Origin of the sequence: Paraburkholderia sp. PGU19 (assembly GCF_013426915.1) — a bacterium.
Classification (GTDB): domain Bacteria; phylum Pseudomonadota; class Gammaproteobacteria; order Burkholderiales; family Burkholderiaceae; genus Paraburkholderia.
In genome coordinates this window covers 209,188-225,077 of the sequence record NZ_AP023179.1, presented here as the reverse complement: position 1 = coordinate 225,077, position 15,890 = coordinate 209,188, and the positions used below count along the sequence as shown (strand labels likewise).

The window sequence follows — 15,890 nt, the reverse complement described above, 5'->3', positions numbered from 1 at the left end:
GAATTGCACAAATATAAATTGTCGTGCCAGGATGAGCCTACAGATGTTGCAGCGCTCCGTAGCGAGGTGGCGGTCCACCGCTCCCGCAGGATGTCCAGACGCACCGCCTGCTGACTATTCAGCGGGCACGCGATCAGGGGCATCGCGAGGCGCTCATTTCGACGCGTGGGGTCGCGTCGACCGGCTTCGGTTCATTCCAATGCGGTCTTGATCTGTCTGAGTGCGTGAACAACGCACCGTACGTGATTTTTTGACCTTGTTTTGGCGTGTCACCGTACCGAAATCAGTTCTGCGGGCAACCGTAGGGAAGGTTCAGGCGCTTTTGAGAGCAGGTGTTGCGGATGGTGTTCAGCAAAGTTCTGACGGTATGTGCGATCTCGGCGGCCATCGTGGCCAGCGCCGTGACGACCGCGCACGCGGACCCGATCACGGACGTCGAGGCCGGCCCGCTCGGCCGCGCGCAAGTGCAGCGCCTCGCGCTCGATGAAGATGGCTACCTGCCCGTCGTCAAGCTGAGCGAACAGATCGTCCGCATTCCTGTCGGCACCGACGGCAATGTCACCCTCGAAACCACCATCTACAAGCCCGAAGGTCCGGGCCCGTTCCCGATGGTCGTGTTCAACCACGGCAAGATTCACGGCGATCCGCGCATGCAGACGCGCAGCGATCCCGTCTCGCTGGCGCGCGAATTTGTGCGCCGCGGCTACGTCGTGGTCGCGCCGAACCGCCAGGGCTTCGCCGATTCGGGCGGCACGTATGTGCAGGATGGCTGCGACGTGACGCGCAACGGCATGAGCCAGGCCGCCGACGTCGCGACGACGGTCGACTACATGTCGAAGCAAAGCTACGTGGACGCGAAGCACATCGTCGTGGCGGGCACCTCGCACGGCGGCCTCGCGACGATTGCCTACGGCACGAACGCCGCGTCCGGCGTGCGCGGGCTGATCAATTTCTCCGGCGGCCTGCGCCAGGACGCCTGCACCGACTGGCAAGGCAATCTGACGCACGCCTTTGGCACGTACGGCGAAAAGACGCATGTGCCGTCGCTGTGGCTGTACGGCGACAACGACTCGATCTGGCCGTCCACGCTCGTTTCGCAGATGTACACCGCGTACATCAATAACGCGCAGGGCACGGGCGCGACCGCGAAAATGGTCGATTTCGGCTCGTACAAGAATGACGCCCACCGTCTGGTCGGCGATCGCGACGGCGTGCAGGTCTGGTGGCCGTCCGTCGAAGCGTTCCTTGCGCGCGTCGGCATGCCGACGGGTGTCCAGTACCGCGTCGCCGAGCCGACGCAGCCGAAGGCGACGCATTTCGCGTCGATCGACGCCGTTGACTCCGTGCCCTTCGTCGACGAAGCTGGCCGCGCCGGCTACCGCAACTTCCTGCATCAGTATCCGAGCCGCGCGTTCGCCGTATCCGATTCGGGCGCGTGGTCGTGGGCGGAAGGCGGCGACGATCCGATGTCGGTGGCCGTCGCCAACTGCCAGAAGCAGAGCGCGGACCCGTGCCACCTGTACGCGGTCAACAACGCCGTCGTATGGAAAGACGGTGCCACTCGAACGGCCGACGCCGACGCACCTTCGAACGACGACAGCAAGCCCGCGCTGGCTAGCCGCTGAGTCTCTCGCCGCCCGTTGCGTATAGCGCGACGGGCAAAACCTCCTGATCTCCACCGCTTTTCGGGCACGCGCGCCCAGTTGCGTACGGCGTGCTCGCACAACCGTCCGCGCCTGACTCCGTTCACGCATGAACTGCGTGAAGCACTTCATCGCATCGCGGCTTCGTGCCCCGGACGTCGAGACGAGCCGTGATCAAGCCTTTCGACCGGCCGTCACGCTGGCGTACGCGATCTGTGTCAGCCCGCCCTGCACGGGTCGCCAGATAGCGCGCGAGCTTGTCGACCCCGCGCATCCATCGCGCCGCAGACGCGCGCCCTCTGCACATCCTTGCGTTCCAGGCTGCGTCCTTCGCTTGCCCGCGTCCGCACGCCCAGTACGCACTCGCCAGAACGGCTGACGCAGCCGCCGCCGCACACGTTCCCCGATACAGCCCTGAAAACGCCGACATACGACCAGATTTTTTTCACAGGGGGCCCCTGACTTTGCCGTCGTCATCTACGGCCATCTGCCGTCTTTGAAATCGAACGGGCGCGAGCTGTCGCGAACCACCAAAAATTGCACGCAGGCCCTTGAAAACACGGCATTTTCAGGTAGTGCATCGCAGCGGAGTTCGCGCTAATCTCACCTCCGCTGTCGCAAAAAAGTGTGCTGCGGAGGCACTGCGAGCCTTTGCAGCGCATCGTCGCGGCAGCCAATCCGACGCCACGGAAAACGCCCGCAGCCACCGTCACCGACGCGCTGCCAATCACGCTTCCCGTCGCCGGATTCCAGGTGGACGCCAACCGTCCCGATTCGCCAGCAGCATTTGCATGACCGACCCGCAAGACGCGCCGCGCCCCCAACGCCCGCGCCCAGCTTGGTTCATGCCCGGAGCAGTTTTGAATACACAGGCAAACGAAGACTGGATCGCCCGCAGCCTGCGCGCTGTGTGGCATCCCTGTACACAGATGAAGCATCACGAGCGCTTTCCGCTCGTGCCCGTATCGCGCGGCGCCGGCGCGTGGCTCTACGATCGCGCCGGACACCGTTATCTCGACGCGATCAGTTCGTGGTGGGTAAATCTGTTCGGCCACGCGAACCCGCGCATCAACGCGGCGCTGAAGGATCAGCTCGACACGCTGGAGCACGCAATGCTCGCCGGCTGCACGCACGAGCCGGCAATCGAACTCGCCGAGCGTCTGAGCGCGCTCACGCAGAACACGCTCGGTCACGCGTTCTTCGCGTCGGACGGCGCATCGGCCGTCGAAATCGCCTTGAAGATGAGCTTCCATTCGTGGCGCAACCGCGGCTACGACTACAAGCGCGAGTTCGTCTGCGTCGCGAACAGCTACCACGGCGAGACGATCGGCGCGCTCGGCGTCACCGATGTCGCGCTTTTCAAGGACGCCTACGATCCGCTGATTCGCAACGCGCATGTCGTCGCGTCGCCCGACGCGCGTTTTGCGCGTGAAGGCGAAACGGCCGCCGACGTCGCGCAGCGCGCGCTCGCCGATGTGCGCTCGCTGTTCGAATCGCGCGCCGACAACATCGCCGCGTTGATCGTCGAGCCGCTCGTGCAATGCGCGGCGGGCATGGCGATGCACGACGCGTCGTATATAGGAGGCTTACGCGCGCTGTGCGACCGCTATGGCGTCCATCTGATCGCCGACGAGATCGCCGTCGGCTGCGGACGCACCGGCACGTTCTTCGCGTGCGAACAGGCGGGCGTGTGGCCGGACTTCCTGTGTCTGTCGAAAGGCATCAGCGGCGGCTATTTGCCGTTGTCGATCGTGCTGTCCCGTGATGAAATCTTCGCCGCCTTCTACGACGACGACACCACACGCGGCTTTTTGCATTCCCATTCGTACACGGGCAATCCGCTCGCCTGCCGCGCGGCGCTCGCGACGCTCGACCTGTTCGCGAGCGACAACGTGCTCGCTGCAAACGAAAAGAAATCGGCGGCACTGCGCGCCGCACTCGAACCGCTCGCGCAACATGCGCAGGTGCGCAACCTGCGCCAGCGCGGCACGATCATCGCATTCGATGCCGTCATCGACGACGCCAACGCCGCGAAGACCTTCTCGCGCCGCTTCTTCGAAAACGCATTGCAGCGCGAACTGCTGCTGCGCCCGATCGGCACGACGGTCTACCTGATGCCGCCGTACATTCTCGACGACGAAGAAATCGCGCTGCTCGCAGAACGCACACGCGCCACCTTCGATGCGACATTGACGGAGGCGCGCTGATGCAGTTGCTTGAAACGCTCGAACAAGGCTTGCAGGACATCGACGCACGCGGCCTGCGCCGCCGTCGCCGCACCGTCGACTCGCCGTGCTCCGCGCATATGACCGTCGACGGCCGCAACATCATCGGCTTTGCGAGCAACGACTATCTTGGCCTCGCCGCGCACCCGCTACTCGTCGCGGCGATCGCGGAAGGCGCGCGCCGCTATGGGGCGGGCAGCGGCGGCTCGCATCTGCTCGGCGGCCATTCGCGCGCGCACGCGCAACTCGAAGACGACCTCGCCGAATTCGCAGGCGGCTTCGTCGACAATCCGCGCGCGCTGTATTTCAGCACCGGCTATATGGCCAATCTCGCGACGCTCACGGCGCTCGCGGGCCGTGGCACGACGCTGTTCTCCGATGCCCTCAATCACGCATCGCTGATCGACGGCGCGCGCCTTTCGCGTGCCGACATCCAGATCTATCCGCACGCGGATGCCGAAGCGTTAAGCGCAATGCTCGAAGCGTCGGACGCTGCCGTGAAGCTGATCGTCACCGACACCGTGTTCAGCATGGACGGCGATATCGCGCCGCTCGCGCGTCTCGTCGAACTCGCGGAACGACACGGCGCGTGGCTCGTCGTCGACGATGCGCACGGCTTCGGCGTGCTCGGCCCGCAAGGCCGCGGCGCGATTGCCGAGGCCGCGTTGCGCTCGCCGCATCTGATTTCGATTGGCACGCTCGGCAAGGCGGCGGGCGTGTCCGGCGCGTTCGTCGTCGCGCACGAGACCGTGATCGAATGGCTCGTGCAGCGCGCGCGTCCGTATATTTTCACGACGGCGTCGGTGCCATCGGCGGCGCATGCGGTATCCGCGAGCCTGCGCATCATCGGCGGCGACGAGGGCGAGCACCGGCGCACGCATCTGCGCGCGCTGATCGGGCGCACGCGCGAGATGATGAAGCGCACGCCGTGGCTGCCCGTCGATTCGCACACTGCCGTGCAGCCGCTCATAATCGGCGCGAACGACGCGACGCTCGACATTGCCGCCACGCTTGATCGCGCGAATCTGTGGGTGCCCGCGATCCGTCCGCCGACCGTGCCCGAAGGCACGTCGCGTTTGCGCATTTCGCTGTCGGCCGCACATTCGCACAACGATCTCGACCTGCTCGAAAGCGCGCTGATGAAGACGGCGGAGGCAGCGGCATGAGCAACGCACTGTCCCTCTTCGTCACGGGCACCGATACGGAAATCGGCAAGACCCTGGTTTCGGCAGCGCTGCTGCGCGGCTTCGCGCGCGAAGGACTGCGCGCAGCCGCGATGAAGCCGATCGCGGCGGGCGCGTCGCTGGTGGATGGCGTGCTGCACAACGAAGACGCCGATCAGCTCGACGCTGCCGCCAATGTGCTGCTGCCGCCTGAGATTCGCACGCCGTTCATGCTCAGGGAACCGGCAGCGCCGCATATCGCCGCCGCGCTCGAAAACGTCATGCTCGACATGACGCGCATCGTCGACTCGCACAACGCGGCGCTGCAAATGGCCGATGTCGTCGTGGTGGAAGGTGTCGGTGGCTTTCGAGTGCCGCTCACCGACGCGCACGACACCGCCGATCTCGCGTTCGCATTGAATCTGCCTGTGGTGCTCGTCGTGGGCATGCGGCTGGGCTGCATCAGCCACGCGCTGTTGACGGCGGAAGCGATCGCCGCGCGCGGCCTGGCGATTGCCGGCTGGGTCGCGAACCGCGTCGACCCGGAGATGCTGTTTCCCGACGAAAACATCGCGGCGCTGCGCGACCGCCTCGACCGCCAGTATGGCGCGCCGTTGCTCGGCATCGTGCCGCATCTGAGCCCCGCGTCGGCGGATGTCGCCGCGACGCATCTCGACACCAACCGGTTGCTGCAGACGCTGCGTGCCGCGCAGCGCTAGGCGCTGAAAGCCTTCAAAAAATCAAATCATCAAGGATCGATCCCATGAGCCATGTCACCACTGCTGCACTGCCCGTCACGCCTTCGCAGGCGGCCGCCGCTGCCGATGCCACCGCCACGCGCTGGCGCGTCGCCGACGTCGTCGCGCTGTATGAACTGCCGTTCAACGACCTGCTGTTCCGCGCGCAACAGGTGCATCGTGAGCATTACGACGCGAACACGGTGCAACTGTCCACGCTGCTGTCGATCAAGACGGGCGGCTGCGAGGAAGACTGCGCGTACTGTCCGCAATCCGTGCATCACGACACGGGGCTGAAGGCCGAAAAGCTGATGGATGTCGAAGACGTGCTGGCCGCCGCGCAAGTGGCAAAACAAAACGGTGCGACGCGTTTCTGCATGGGCGCCGCATGGCGCAATCCGAAAGACCGCCATCTCGAACCCATCAAGGACATGATTCGCGGCGTGAAGGCGATGGGTCTCGAAACCTGCGTGACGCTCGGCATGCTCGAAACGCATCAGGCGCAGAGTCTGCGCGACGCGGGTCTCGACTACTACAACCACAACCTCGACACGTCGCCCGAGTTCTATGGCCAGATCATTTCGACGCGTACCTATCAAGACCGGCTCGAAACGCTCGAACGCGTGCGCGACGCGGGTATCAATGTATGCTGCGGCGGCATCGTCGGCATGGGTGAGTCGCGCCGCGAGCGCGCGGGTCTGATCGCGCAGCTCGCGAACATGGAGCCGTATCCGGAGTCAGTGCCCATCAACAATCTCGTGCAGGTCGAAGGCACGCCGCTCACGGGCACGGAAGCGCTCGACCCGTTCGAGTTCGTGCGCTCGATCGCCGTTGCGCGCATCACGATGCCGCGCGCCATGGTGCGGCTGTCGGCAGGCCGCGAACAGATGAACGAAGCGCTGCAGGCGATGTGCTTTCTCGCTGGCGCGAACTCGATCTTCTATGGTGACCAGTTGCTGACTACGAGCAATCCGCAGGCGGAAGCCGACCGCAAGCTGCTCGAGCGGCTAGGGATTCGCGCGGAGGCGGCGCAGCAGATGCCGGTTGAGCGTAGTGGATGCGACGGGCATTGATGTTGTTTTTTGCCGTGCGGCGTCTGGGTTGATCGACGCGGGCTTTTGCTTTTGCTTTTTGCTTTTGCTGGCATCCGCGATTTGTTAGCGTGCTTCAGGCGTCGCCCCTGTGCGGGGCGGCACCTACTTTTCTTTGCCGCCGCAAAGAAAAGTAGGCAAAAGAAAGCGGCTAACACCGCCAATTCTTCTTCCTGCCTGAGGGCCCCAAAGGTTCTTACGCTCCACACGGCAATCACGTGACCCATGTTCGTTGCCAACGCTCCGAATTGACGCCTCACCCGCTTCACGCACCCGCGTCGGAGCACGCCATGCCAGATATTCCACGGCCGCCCAGGTGGCAAACTGTGTGTAGGCCGTAGCACTGCACACGCCTCACTTCGGACCCGGTAACGCACGCGCCCCACCATGTAAGAGCGCTAACGCGTATGCCGCGACAACCTACACACAGTTTGCCACCTGGGCCGCACATACCATTCGCTGCCGCGAGCCCTTGTGCGAGTGTCTGAAGTGGGTGAGGCGCTCATTCATCGCGTTGGCAACGCAGGCGAACAAGGGTGTTGCCGTGTGAAGCGTGGGACCAGTTGGGGGCCCTCAGGCAAGAACTAGAACTAGCGGTGTTAGCCGCTTTCTTTTGCCTACTTTTCTTTGCGGCGGCAAAGAAAAGTAGGTGCCGCCCCGCACAGGGGCGACGCCTGAAGCACGCTAACGAATCGCGGATGCCAGCACAAACACAAGCAAACCAAACAGCCGCGCAGCGCCTACTTCCTATCTACGATGATCTGATCAAACGTGCCGCCATCAGCGAAGTGAGTTTGCTGCGCCTTCCGCCAGCTCCCGAACACCTGCTCAACAGTGAATGTCTTCAACGGCTTGAACTCACTCGCATGCTTCGCGAGCACAGCGGGATCACGCGGACGCAAGTGATGCTGCGCGATGATCTCCTGCGCGGGCGCAGTGTACAGATAGTCGAGATAAGCCTGCGCTTCCTTCCGCGTGCCGCGCTTGTCGACCACCTTGTCGACGATCGTCACGGGCGGCTCGGCGAGAATGCTCATCGACGGATACACGGCCTCGAAGCTGCCCGCACCCACGCCCGTGTCGATCAGCGACACTTCGTTTTCGAACGTCACCAGCACGTCGCCGATATCACGCTGCGTGAACGTCGTGGTCGCGCCGCGCCCGCCCGTATCGAGCACGGGAACGTTGCGGAAGATCGCCTTTTCGAAGTCGAGCGCCTGCGCATCCGTTGCGCCGTTCTGCTTCTTGTAACCCCACGCGGCCAGGTACGTGTAGCGGCCATTGCCCGCCGTCTTCGGATTCGGAATCACGACCTGCACGCCGGGCTTCGCCAGATCGTCCCAGTCCTTGATGTGCTTCGGATTCCCCTTGCGCACGAGGAACACCATCGTCGTCGTGTACGGCGCACTGTTGTTCGGCAGGCGCGCGCGCCAGTTCGCGGGCACGAGCTGGCCACGCTCGGCGAGCAGGTCGATGTCGTTCGGCTGGTTCATCGTCACGACGTCGGCCTGCAACCCTTGCAGCACCGACAACGCCTGCGCGCTCGACGCGCCGTGCGATTGCCTGACCGATACTGTCTCGCCGCTCTTCTGCTTGTACGCCGCGATGAAGCCCGGATTGATGTCCTTGTATAGCTCGCGCGTCACGTCATACGACACGTTGAGCAGCGATGCATCCGCATGCGCGCTCTGCGCGGCGCCGATCGAAAGCGCCAACGTCATGAAGCCAGCCGCGAGCCTGCGCGTTTGATCTCCTCTGCCTGCCATTTATTCCCCGCTTGTCAATGATGAAGCACGTCGCCGCGACGCTGCGGCTGGAGCAGGGATTCTAGCGGATCGATTCGCGCGGTTCCTGGGAAAGCATGGATTAATTCCTACGTCGTCCGGCCAGGTTTCTCGACCTCATAGTCGCGAGTACGATTGGTTCGTGACGGTGCTCGCGAATCGCGGATCGTCGCGTTGCAGCGCAATTTAACGTTGTTCGTCCGTTGGGTTTCTGATCATCGAGAACCCTGCTTAAGAAAGATTTTGCTTAGGATTGTACGAATGGAAACGCTAGAAAAACCCCTTGTGAAGCGCCGCTTTCACACGCTTCGATTGATTCACGGTGGTCTCAATATGGAGGCACGCATGACCCGAGCCGAAACCACGATCGAACATATTCTCCAGGACCTCGAAGATCTCAAACGTGAAGTGCGTGAGTTGAGGACCTATGTCGACCAGCGCTTCAGCGCGCTGGAAAGTGTCATGCGCACTGAATTCCGCCTGCTATGGGCGGCCAACTTCGCGCTCGCCGGCCTGCTGGCGAAGGGCTTCCACTGGATCTGATGCATAGGGCGTTGCGTAGCCGCAGCGGCTAGTTGAATACCTGCGTGGCGAGCGCCTCGTCCTCATCGTGAAACCGCAGCGGCGCGGCGCAATGCGCGAGCGTCTCCACGAAGTATTTCGCGCGCGGCCAGGGGCCAAAGCCCGCGGCGGTATTGATATGGCCTGCGTCGCCCAGATTGACGAACGCGCTGCCCAGATGCCTTGCCAGCTCGCGCGCGTCGGCAAGTGTCATCCATGGGTCGGTCTCGCTGCCGATCAGAATGGACGGCACGCCTAGACGGCGTGCGTCGAAAGCGCCCGCAAACTCGAACTTCTTCGGGCTGGCTGGCGCGACGAATAGTACGCCTGCTATATCAGCAACCGGCACGCCGTGTTGCAACGCATGCGCGGCGGCGAGGCATCCGAAGCTGTGCGCTGCGAGCACGAACGGCCCACGCTCCTTAGCCAGTACATCGCGCACGGCCTGCGCCCATCGTGCGAGATCGGGCGCGTCCCAATCAGCCTGCTCGACTCGCAAGGCGCGCGGAAATTGGCGCTCCAGCCAGGTTTGCCAGTGTGCGCCTTCGCTGCCGTGCAAACCCGGCACGGTCACGAGCCGTGGCGGCCAGATCGATCGGGTGCACGAAAACATGATTCTTTCCTCGTAGCGGGAATCTTGAAATCATTGTCGCGTGGGCGGCACGTGGCTTGAACCAATTTTTCGTGCTTTGCATATCGCCGTGCCGCTGCGCATGCTGGCTCGCGCCGGTATCGTGCGCCTCGCGTCCGGCGGAATGCGCGCGAAGGTCGGCGAAAAAGTAGAATGAAGCCTATCCATAAAAGCACCCCGCTTCTGGCGACAGCAACGCTCAACCGGCTACGCATGAAAGTCCTGTTCTATACACCGCAATCCGATGCCGACGTCTGGCTGCGCGACCTGTCGCGTGCACTGCCGGGTGTCGACCTGCGCGAATGGCAACCGGGGGACAACGCCCCCGCCGATGTCGCCGTCGTCTGGAAGCCGCCGCGCGAAATGCTCGCCGGCCGCGACGACTTGCGCGCGATCTTCAACCTGGGGGCCGGCGTCGACGCGATCCTGAAGCTGGAGCGCGAGCATCCCGGCACGCTGCCGCGCGACGCGCAACTTGTGCGGCTGGAAGACACAGGAATGGCGCAGCAGATGGCCGAGTACGTGATGTACGCAGTGCTACGCTACATGCGACGCTTCGACGAATACGACCGGCTGCAGGCAGAACAGCGCTGGCATGTGCTGGAACCGCACGCGCGCGAAACGTTCACAGTCGGCGTGCTCGGTCTGGGCGTGCTCGGCTCGCATGTGGCAACGACACTCGCCGCGGCAGGTTTCCCGGTGCGCGGCTTTAGCCGCAGCGCGCGAGAGATCGAAGGCGTCGCGACCTTTGCGGGCGAAGCGCAGTTCGACGCGTTCCTCGATGGCGTCAAAGTGCTCGTCAATCTGCTGCCGCACACGCCCGACACGCACGGCGTGCTGAACCAGCGCAACTTGTCGAAGCTCGCGCTCGGCGCATACCTCGTCAACATCGCGCGCGGCGCGCATCTGGTCGAACAGGATTTGCTCGTTGCGCTGGAGCAAGGCCAGATCGCCGCAGCCACGCTCGATGTATTCGTGGAAGAACCGTTGCCGCCCCAGCATCCGTTCTGGAAGCACCCGCGCATCTCGATCACGCCGCATATCTCGGCGTTGACGCTGCGCGAAGAAAGCATCGCGCAGATCGCGCAAAAAATCGGCGCGTTGATGCGTGGCGAGCCGATCGGCGGAATCGTTGATATCGGGCGCGGCTATTGAGCGCGTTGGCAGCACACCAATCTCGCGGCAGCGGGTTACTCGCAGGGACGGGAGCAAGCGCCAAAGCGCTGGCCCCCGTCGACACAGGAGACAAACATGGCCATGCCACAAGCAGTGAAAATCGTCGAAGTCGGTCCGCGCGACGGGCTGCAGAACGAGAAGGAATTCGTACCCACCGAAGTCAAGATCGAGTTGATCAATCGCCTGTCGGCGGCCGGGTTCAGGAATGTGGAAGCGGCTTCGTTCGTGTCGCCCAAATGGGTGCCGCAGATGGCCGACGGCGCCGACGTGATGGCGGCCATCGAGCGTCGCGCGGGCACGATCTATTCGGTGCTGACGCCGAACCTTCGCGGCTTCGAAGGCGCTGTCGCCGCTCAGGCGGACGAGATCGTGATCTTCGGCGCAGCCAGCGAGGCGTTCTCGCAAAAGAACATCAATTGCAGCATTGCGGAAAGCATCGAGCGCTTCGTGCCTGTCGCGCAGGCTGCAAAAGACAAGGGCCTCCGCATTCGCGGCAGCGTGTCGTGCTCGCTGGGTTGTCCGTATCAGGGCGACGTGCCCGTCGCGTCGGTAGTCGATGTCGTTGAGCGTTTCGCGGCGCTGGGCTGCGACGAGATCGATATCGCCGACACGATCGGCGTCGGTACACCGAAGCGCACGCGCGAAGTGTTCACCGCCGTCACGCAGGTGTTTCCGCGCGAGCGCCTGTCGGGGCATTTCCACGATACTTACGGCCAGGCACTCGCGAACATCTACGCCTCGCTGCAGGAAGGCATCGAGATTTTTCATGCGTCGGTCGCAGGGCTCGGCGGATGTCCGTACGCGAAAGGCGCAACGGGCAACGTCGCCACGGAAGACGTGCTGTATCTGATGAACGGACTCGGCATCGAGACAGGCATCGACCTCGCGAAGGTCGTCGAGATCGGTGATTTCATTTCGACGTCGATCGGCAAGCCGAACGTGTCGCGCGCGGGCAAAGCGCTGCTGGCGAAGGCGCGCAGCGAAAAGTCCACCTGCGTATGACCCATCACAGGAACACAACACATGTCGGATAACGCAACGGTACAGACACCTCACACGCCCGAGCTGGATTCGCTGCCCGAGTCGGCACGACGCGTCGCGCTTTTGCTGCGCGAGCGCGGCCACGCCGGACAGGTCGTGATGCTGCCGGAAACGGGCAAGACCTCAGCGGAAGCGGCGGCGGGTCTCGGCTGCTCGATCGCGCAGATCGCCAAGTCGATCCTGTTTCGCCGCCGTGAAGACGATGCGCCCGTGCTGATCATCGCGAGCGGCGCGAATCGCGTCGATGAAAAAAAGGTGACGGCGCAGGTCGGCGAGATTGCGCGAGCGGACGCGAAGTTCGTACGTGAAAAAACGGGTTATGCGATTGGCGGCGTGTGTCCGATCGGTCACGCAACGACGCCCGTCACGCTGATCGACGCCGATCTCTTCACGCTCGACAGCCTGTGGGCAGCCGCCGGTCATCCGCATGCGGTGTTCAACCTGACGCCGCAGGAACTGGCCACGCTGACGGGCGCGCCCGTCGTCGATGTGGCGTTGCGCGAGACGGCATGACAGCCGACACCGCTCGCGCTCACGAGACGGCGCAAACCATCGCGCCCGTTCCTTCGCCATGCATCAACGTGTGCCGGATGAATCGGTCTACGGGCCTGTGCGAAGGTTGCCTGCGCACGATCGACGAAATCGCGAACTGGTCTTCGTTCGATGACGCGGCAAAGCGCGCGGTGTGGGTTGAGATCGACAGGCGCCACGTCGACTTCATGGCGAAGCAGTCTCCGAAATGCGAGACAAAGAAATGAACACGCCGCCGCGCGTCGTCACGGTTGGCGAGACATTCAGCGCGACGCTGAGCCTCGTGGCGGAATCGATCAAATCGTTCGCCACGCTCGTGAACGACCTCAACCCGCTCCATCACGATGACGCGTACGCGGCGCAAAGCCGCTTCGGCGGCCTGATCGCCTCCGGCACGCAGCCCACCGCGCATTTCATGGCGCTGCTCGCCACGCACTTCTCGACCTACGCACAGCCGCTTGGGCTCGAGTTCGATATCAAGCTAAAGAAGGCCGCGCATTGCGGCGACACGCTGACGATGACGTGGCGCGTCGTCGGCGCATTCTGGAAAGCGAGCCTCAACGGCGATCTGACACAGCTCGAAGGCAGCGTCGTGAACCAGCGCAGCGAAACGGTGCTGATCGGCAAGTCGACGATACTCGTGATGCCGAAACCCGCCACACAGGAAAGCGGCGCATGATCGCGCTGCCGGCGTCCATACGCGTGTTCGAACGTGGCTGGCTGTCGTCGAACAACGTGCTGCTCGTCGACGATGCGAGCGCGGCGCTGGTCGATACCGGCTACGCGTCGCACGCGGCGCAAACGGCGGCGCTTGTCAGACATGCGCTCGGCACGCGGCCGCTCGACCTGATCGTCAACACGCATCTGCATTCGGATCACTGCGGCGGCAACGCGCAATTGCAGGCAACGTGGCCGTGCCGGACGCTGATTCCATCGACGGAAGCGGACGCCGTGCGCGAATGGGACGAGTCGCGTCTGACGTTTCGCGCAACCGGTCAATTCTGCGAACGTTTCGCATTCTCGGACACGATCGAACCAGGCATGCGCCTGACGCTCGGCGCGCTGGACTGGGACGTGCTCGGCGCGCCCGGCCACGATCCGCATTCGCTGATGCTCTATTGCGCCGAGCAAAAGCTGTTGATCAGCGCCGACGCGCTGTGGGAAAACGGCTTCGGTGTGATCTTTCCGGAACTCGAAGGCGACAGCGGTTTCGCAGAGCAACAGGCCGTGCTCGAACTGATCGGCACGCTCGATGTCAAGACTGTGATACCCGGCCACGGCGCGCCGTTTTCCGAGGTCCATGCGGCACTCGATCGCGCGTTGTCGCGTGTCGCGTGGCTGCGCGCCGATCCGGCACGTAACGCGAAAAATGCGCTGAAGGTGTTAATCGTGTTCAAGCTGCTCGACGCACGCTCGCTATCTTTCGAAGCCTTGCTGCGCATGCTCGACGACGCGAGCGTGATGCGGGCTTCAGCATCGATGCTGAAGCCGCGCAGCGCATGGCCCTCGCTGCTGCGTGAACTGATAGAGGGATTGGCGGCGGAGAATGGGCCGCTGCGATTCGACGGCGAGCAGATCACTGCGCGCGCGGGTTGATTCGTGAGCCGAAGCCGCGCGAACGGCCGTATAAAAAGAAAGCCGCTCGGCTTTCGGTTCGAGCGGCGTAATTACTGTTGACGTGATCAGCGTCGAAGAAATGATACCTGTGCGTAGCTTTCGAACGCATCGGTGATTTCCCTACAGAATTGTTAACGCCGGCCCGACACCTTATTCGGATTCCGTACTATCGGTATGAAGTACCGTTATATGGAGTAGCGGCGCGTCGGCACGATGCGCCAGCCGAGATTCACGCCGGCCGCCGCAAGCAGGATCAACACGGCGCCAAGCACCTGAATCCACGCGAGCTTCTGTCCGAACGCGATCCGGTCGACAACGATCGCCACAACCGGATAGATGAAAGACAGCGCGCCCGTCATCGCCGTCGGCAGCTTCTGGATGGCGCCGTACAGCAGCACATACATGATCCCGTGTTCACGATGCCGAGCGTGACGAGTTGCAGCCAGTGCACGCCCGTCGTAGGTAACGTGTCGTATTGCATGAACGGTGCGAGCATGGCGACGCCTGTCGTCACCGTGATCAGCGCGATAAGGTGCGGCGGCGTGTTCTTCAAGTGCTTTGTGATGATCGACGAAACCGCGTACAGGAAAGCCGCGCCGACGGCATACGCAACGCCTTGCAGATATTGTCCCGGCACCGCGAGCACAGCCGGCTCCACTTTCACGACGAACACGAGTCCGACGAACGCAATCAGCAGCCAGGCGACCGTCGATGCCGTCACGCGCTCGCGGAACACCAGCGCCCCGAGTGCGACGAGCATGAAAGGCTGCGTGCTGTAGACGGTGGTCGCCATCGAAATCGAGGCCCGCGAGTAAGCGGCGAACAGCAACACCCAGTTCACGACGATGGCCGCGCTGCTGAGCGTGGCGAGCGCGATCATCTTCCAGGAAAACAGCTTGCGTTTGAGCAGTCCAAGCACGGCGCAGATCAGCAGGAGCGTCGCGCCGCCGAACAGGCATCGGAAGAACGCGACGTTCAGTGCCGATTGCTGCGATGAAACGACCAGCCAGCCAATCGTCCCCGACATCAGCATCGCGAGTGTCATCTCGAACGCGCCGCGCCGCACTTCGTTGTTTGCAGCCATCTGAAACTCTCCAGAAGAATCACATCTTGCGATCAGTGTAATTAATCCGAAGTTGCCAATACATATCTAAAATCAGGCGATCGAGCGAATCAACCTTAAATGCGAAGGCCAAAATGACCAGGCGCCTTAATCCCGACATCAAGCAAGATCCCGCGCCCGCGACACTCGACGACACCGACCGCATGCTGCTCGCGAGTCTCGCCGACGACGCACGTCAGCCCGTCAGCGAACTCGCGCGAAGCGTCGGACTGTCGGCGCCCGCGACGGCCGACCGCTTGCGGCGCCTCGACGCGCAAGGCGTGATCGAGCGCTTCACCGTGCAGATCGATCCGCGCGCGCTCGGCTACACGCTGCAGGCGATCGTGCGCGTGAAGCCGCTGCCCGGTCAGTTGCATCTGGTGGAGGACGTGATTCGCCGTATTCCGGAGTTTGTCGAATGCGACAAGGTGACGGGCGACGATTGCTTCATCTGCCGCCTGTATCTGCGCTCGATCGATCAACTCGACGAGATTCTGTCGAAAGTGACCGAGCGTGCGGAAACGAGCACCGCCATCGTCAAGTCGACGCCGGTGCCGCGGCGCTTGCCGCCGCTCGCCTAAGGAAGCG

The 15,890-nt window shown here is 63.3% G+C and carries 16 protein-coding genes and 1 pseudogene; 14 read left to right on the top strand and 3 right to left on the bottom strand.

What is annotated here, in order from left to right; translation table 11 throughout:
• Positions 1-341: 341 nt before the first annotated feature.
• From H1204_RS00955 to bioB, 5 genes are all read left to right on the top strand, one after another.
• Positions 342-1,625, top strand: coding sequence for a prolyl oligopeptidase family serine peptidase (locus H1204_RS00955; protein WP_180729434.1), 1,284 nt, complete (start codon positions 342-344; stop codon positions 1,623-1,625).
• A gap of 878 nt (positions 1,626-2,503) precedes the next feature.
• The gene (gene bioA / locus H1204_RS00950; protein WP_243468537.1) at positions 2,504-3,850 is read left to right on the top strand and encodes an adenosylmethionine--8-amino-7-oxononanoate transaminase; all 1,347 of its coding nucleotides are present in this window, start codon (positions 2,504-2,506) and stop codon (positions 3,848-3,850) included.
• The gene (bioF, locus tag H1204_RS00945) at positions 3,850-5,034 is read left to right on the top strand and encodes an 8-amino-7-oxononanoate synthase (protein ID WP_180729432.1); all 1,185 of its coding nucleotides are present in this window, start codon (positions 3,850-3,852) and stop codon (positions 5,032-5,034) included. Before bioA ends, bioF begins: the two co-directional genes overlap by 1 nt.
• Positions 5,031-5,750 carry a dethiobiotin synthase gene (gene bioD / locus H1204_RS00940; protein ID WP_180729431.1) on the top strand — a complete coding sequence of 240 codons (720 nt, stop codon included), beginning with the start codon at positions 5,031-5,033 and terminating at the stop codon, positions 5,748-5,750. Before bioF ends, bioD begins: the two co-directional genes overlap by 4 nt.
• A 44-nt stretch (positions 5,751-5,794) precedes the next feature.
• Complete coding sequence (bioB, locus tag H1204_RS00935) at positions 5,795-6,841, top strand: biotin synthase BioB (RefSeq protein ID WP_180729430.1); 1,047 nt, start codon at positions 5,795-5,797, stop codon at positions 6,839-6,841.
• Positions 6,842-7,599: 758 nt separating this feature from the next.
• Here bioB and H1204_RS00930 read toward each other — a convergent pair.
• Positions 7,600-8,580, bottom strand: coding sequence for a sulfate ABC transporter substrate-binding protein (locus H1204_RS00930; RefSeq protein ID WP_243468536.1), 981 nt, complete (start codon positions 8,578-8,580; stop codon positions 7,600-7,602).
• Between the two features lie 324 nt (positions 8,581-8,904).
• Here H1204_RS00930 and H1204_RS00925 point away from each other — a divergent pair, with 324 nt between their 5' ends.
• Entirely contained in the window at positions 8,905-9,186 is a 282-nt protein-coding gene (locus H1204_RS00925) for a hypothetical protein (protein ID WP_180729428.1), read from the top strand.
• A gap of 28 nt (positions 9,187-9,214) precedes the next feature.
• On the opposite strand, the gene H1204_RS00920 is transcribed toward H1204_RS00925, so the two are convergent.
• Positions 9,215-9,817 carry an alpha/beta hydrolase gene (locus tag H1204_RS00920; RefSeq protein ID WP_180729427.1) on the bottom strand — a complete coding sequence of 201 codons (603 nt, stop codon included), beginning with the start codon at positions 9,815-9,817 and terminating at the stop codon, positions 9,215-9,217.
• A 40-nt stretch (positions 9,818-9,857) separates the two neighbouring features.
• Here H1204_RS00920 and H1204_RS52575 point away from each other — a divergent pair, with 40 nt between their 5' ends.
• The 7 genes from H1204_RS52575 (at position 9,858) to H1204_RS00890 (ending at position 14,179) form a co-directional block, all read left to right on the top strand.
• Positions 9,858-9,992: a hypothetical protein gene (locus H1204_RS52575; protein WP_274608194.1), complete on the top strand. Its 135-nt coding sequence runs from the start codon at positions 9,858-9,860 to the stop codon at positions 9,990-9,992.
• Positions 9,993-10,048: 56 nt separating this feature from the next.
• Entirely contained in the window at positions 10,049-10,990 is a 942-nt protein-coding gene (locus H1204_RS00915) for a glyoxylate/hydroxypyruvate reductase A (protein ID WP_180730827.1), read from the top strand.
• A gap of 96 nt (positions 10,991-11,086) precedes the next feature.
• Complete coding sequence (locus H1204_RS00910; protein WP_180729426.1) at positions 11,087-12,013, top strand: hydroxymethylglutaryl-CoA lyase; 927 nt, start codon at positions 11,087-11,089, stop codon at positions 12,011-12,013.
• Positions 12,014-12,034: 21 nt separating this feature from the next.
• A complete protein-coding gene (locus tag H1204_RS00905; RefSeq protein WP_180729425.1) occupies positions 12,035-12,565 on the top strand; it encodes a YbaK/EbsC family protein in 531 nt (176 codons plus the stop codon).
• On the top strand, positions 12,562-12,810 hold the full coding sequence (locus H1204_RS00900) for a DUF1289 domain-containing protein (protein ID WP_180729424.1): 249 nt from the start codon (positions 12,562-12,564) through the stop codon (positions 12,808-12,810). Before H1204_RS00905 ends, H1204_RS00900 begins: the two co-directional genes overlap by 4 nt.
• Positions 12,807-13,262: a MaoC family dehydratase gene (locus H1204_RS00895; protein WP_180730826.1), complete on the top strand. Its 456-nt coding sequence runs from the start codon at positions 12,807-12,809 to the stop codon at positions 13,260-13,262. Before H1204_RS00900 ends, H1204_RS00895 begins: the two co-directional genes overlap by 4 nt.
• Positions 13,259-14,179, top strand: coding sequence for an MBL fold metallo-hydrolase (locus H1204_RS00890; protein WP_180729423.1), 921 nt, complete (start codon positions 13,259-13,261; stop codon positions 14,177-14,179). Before H1204_RS00895 ends, H1204_RS00890 begins: the two co-directional genes overlap by 4 nt.
• A 206-nt stretch (positions 14,180-14,385) precedes the next feature.
• On the opposite strand, the pseudogene H1204_RS00885 reads toward H1204_RS00890, so the two are convergent.
• A pseudogene (locus tag H1204_RS00885) lies at positions 14,386-15,284 on the bottom strand (DMT family transporter).
• Between the two features lie 113 nt (positions 15,285-15,397).
• Between H1204_RS00885 and H1204_RS00880 the strand changes: the two are divergent.
• Complete coding sequence (locus tag H1204_RS00880) at positions 15,398-15,883, top strand: Lrp/AsnC family transcriptional regulator (protein ID WP_180729422.1); 486 nt, start codon at positions 15,398-15,400, stop codon at positions 15,881-15,883.
• Positions 15,884-15,890 lie beyond the last annotated feature (7 nt).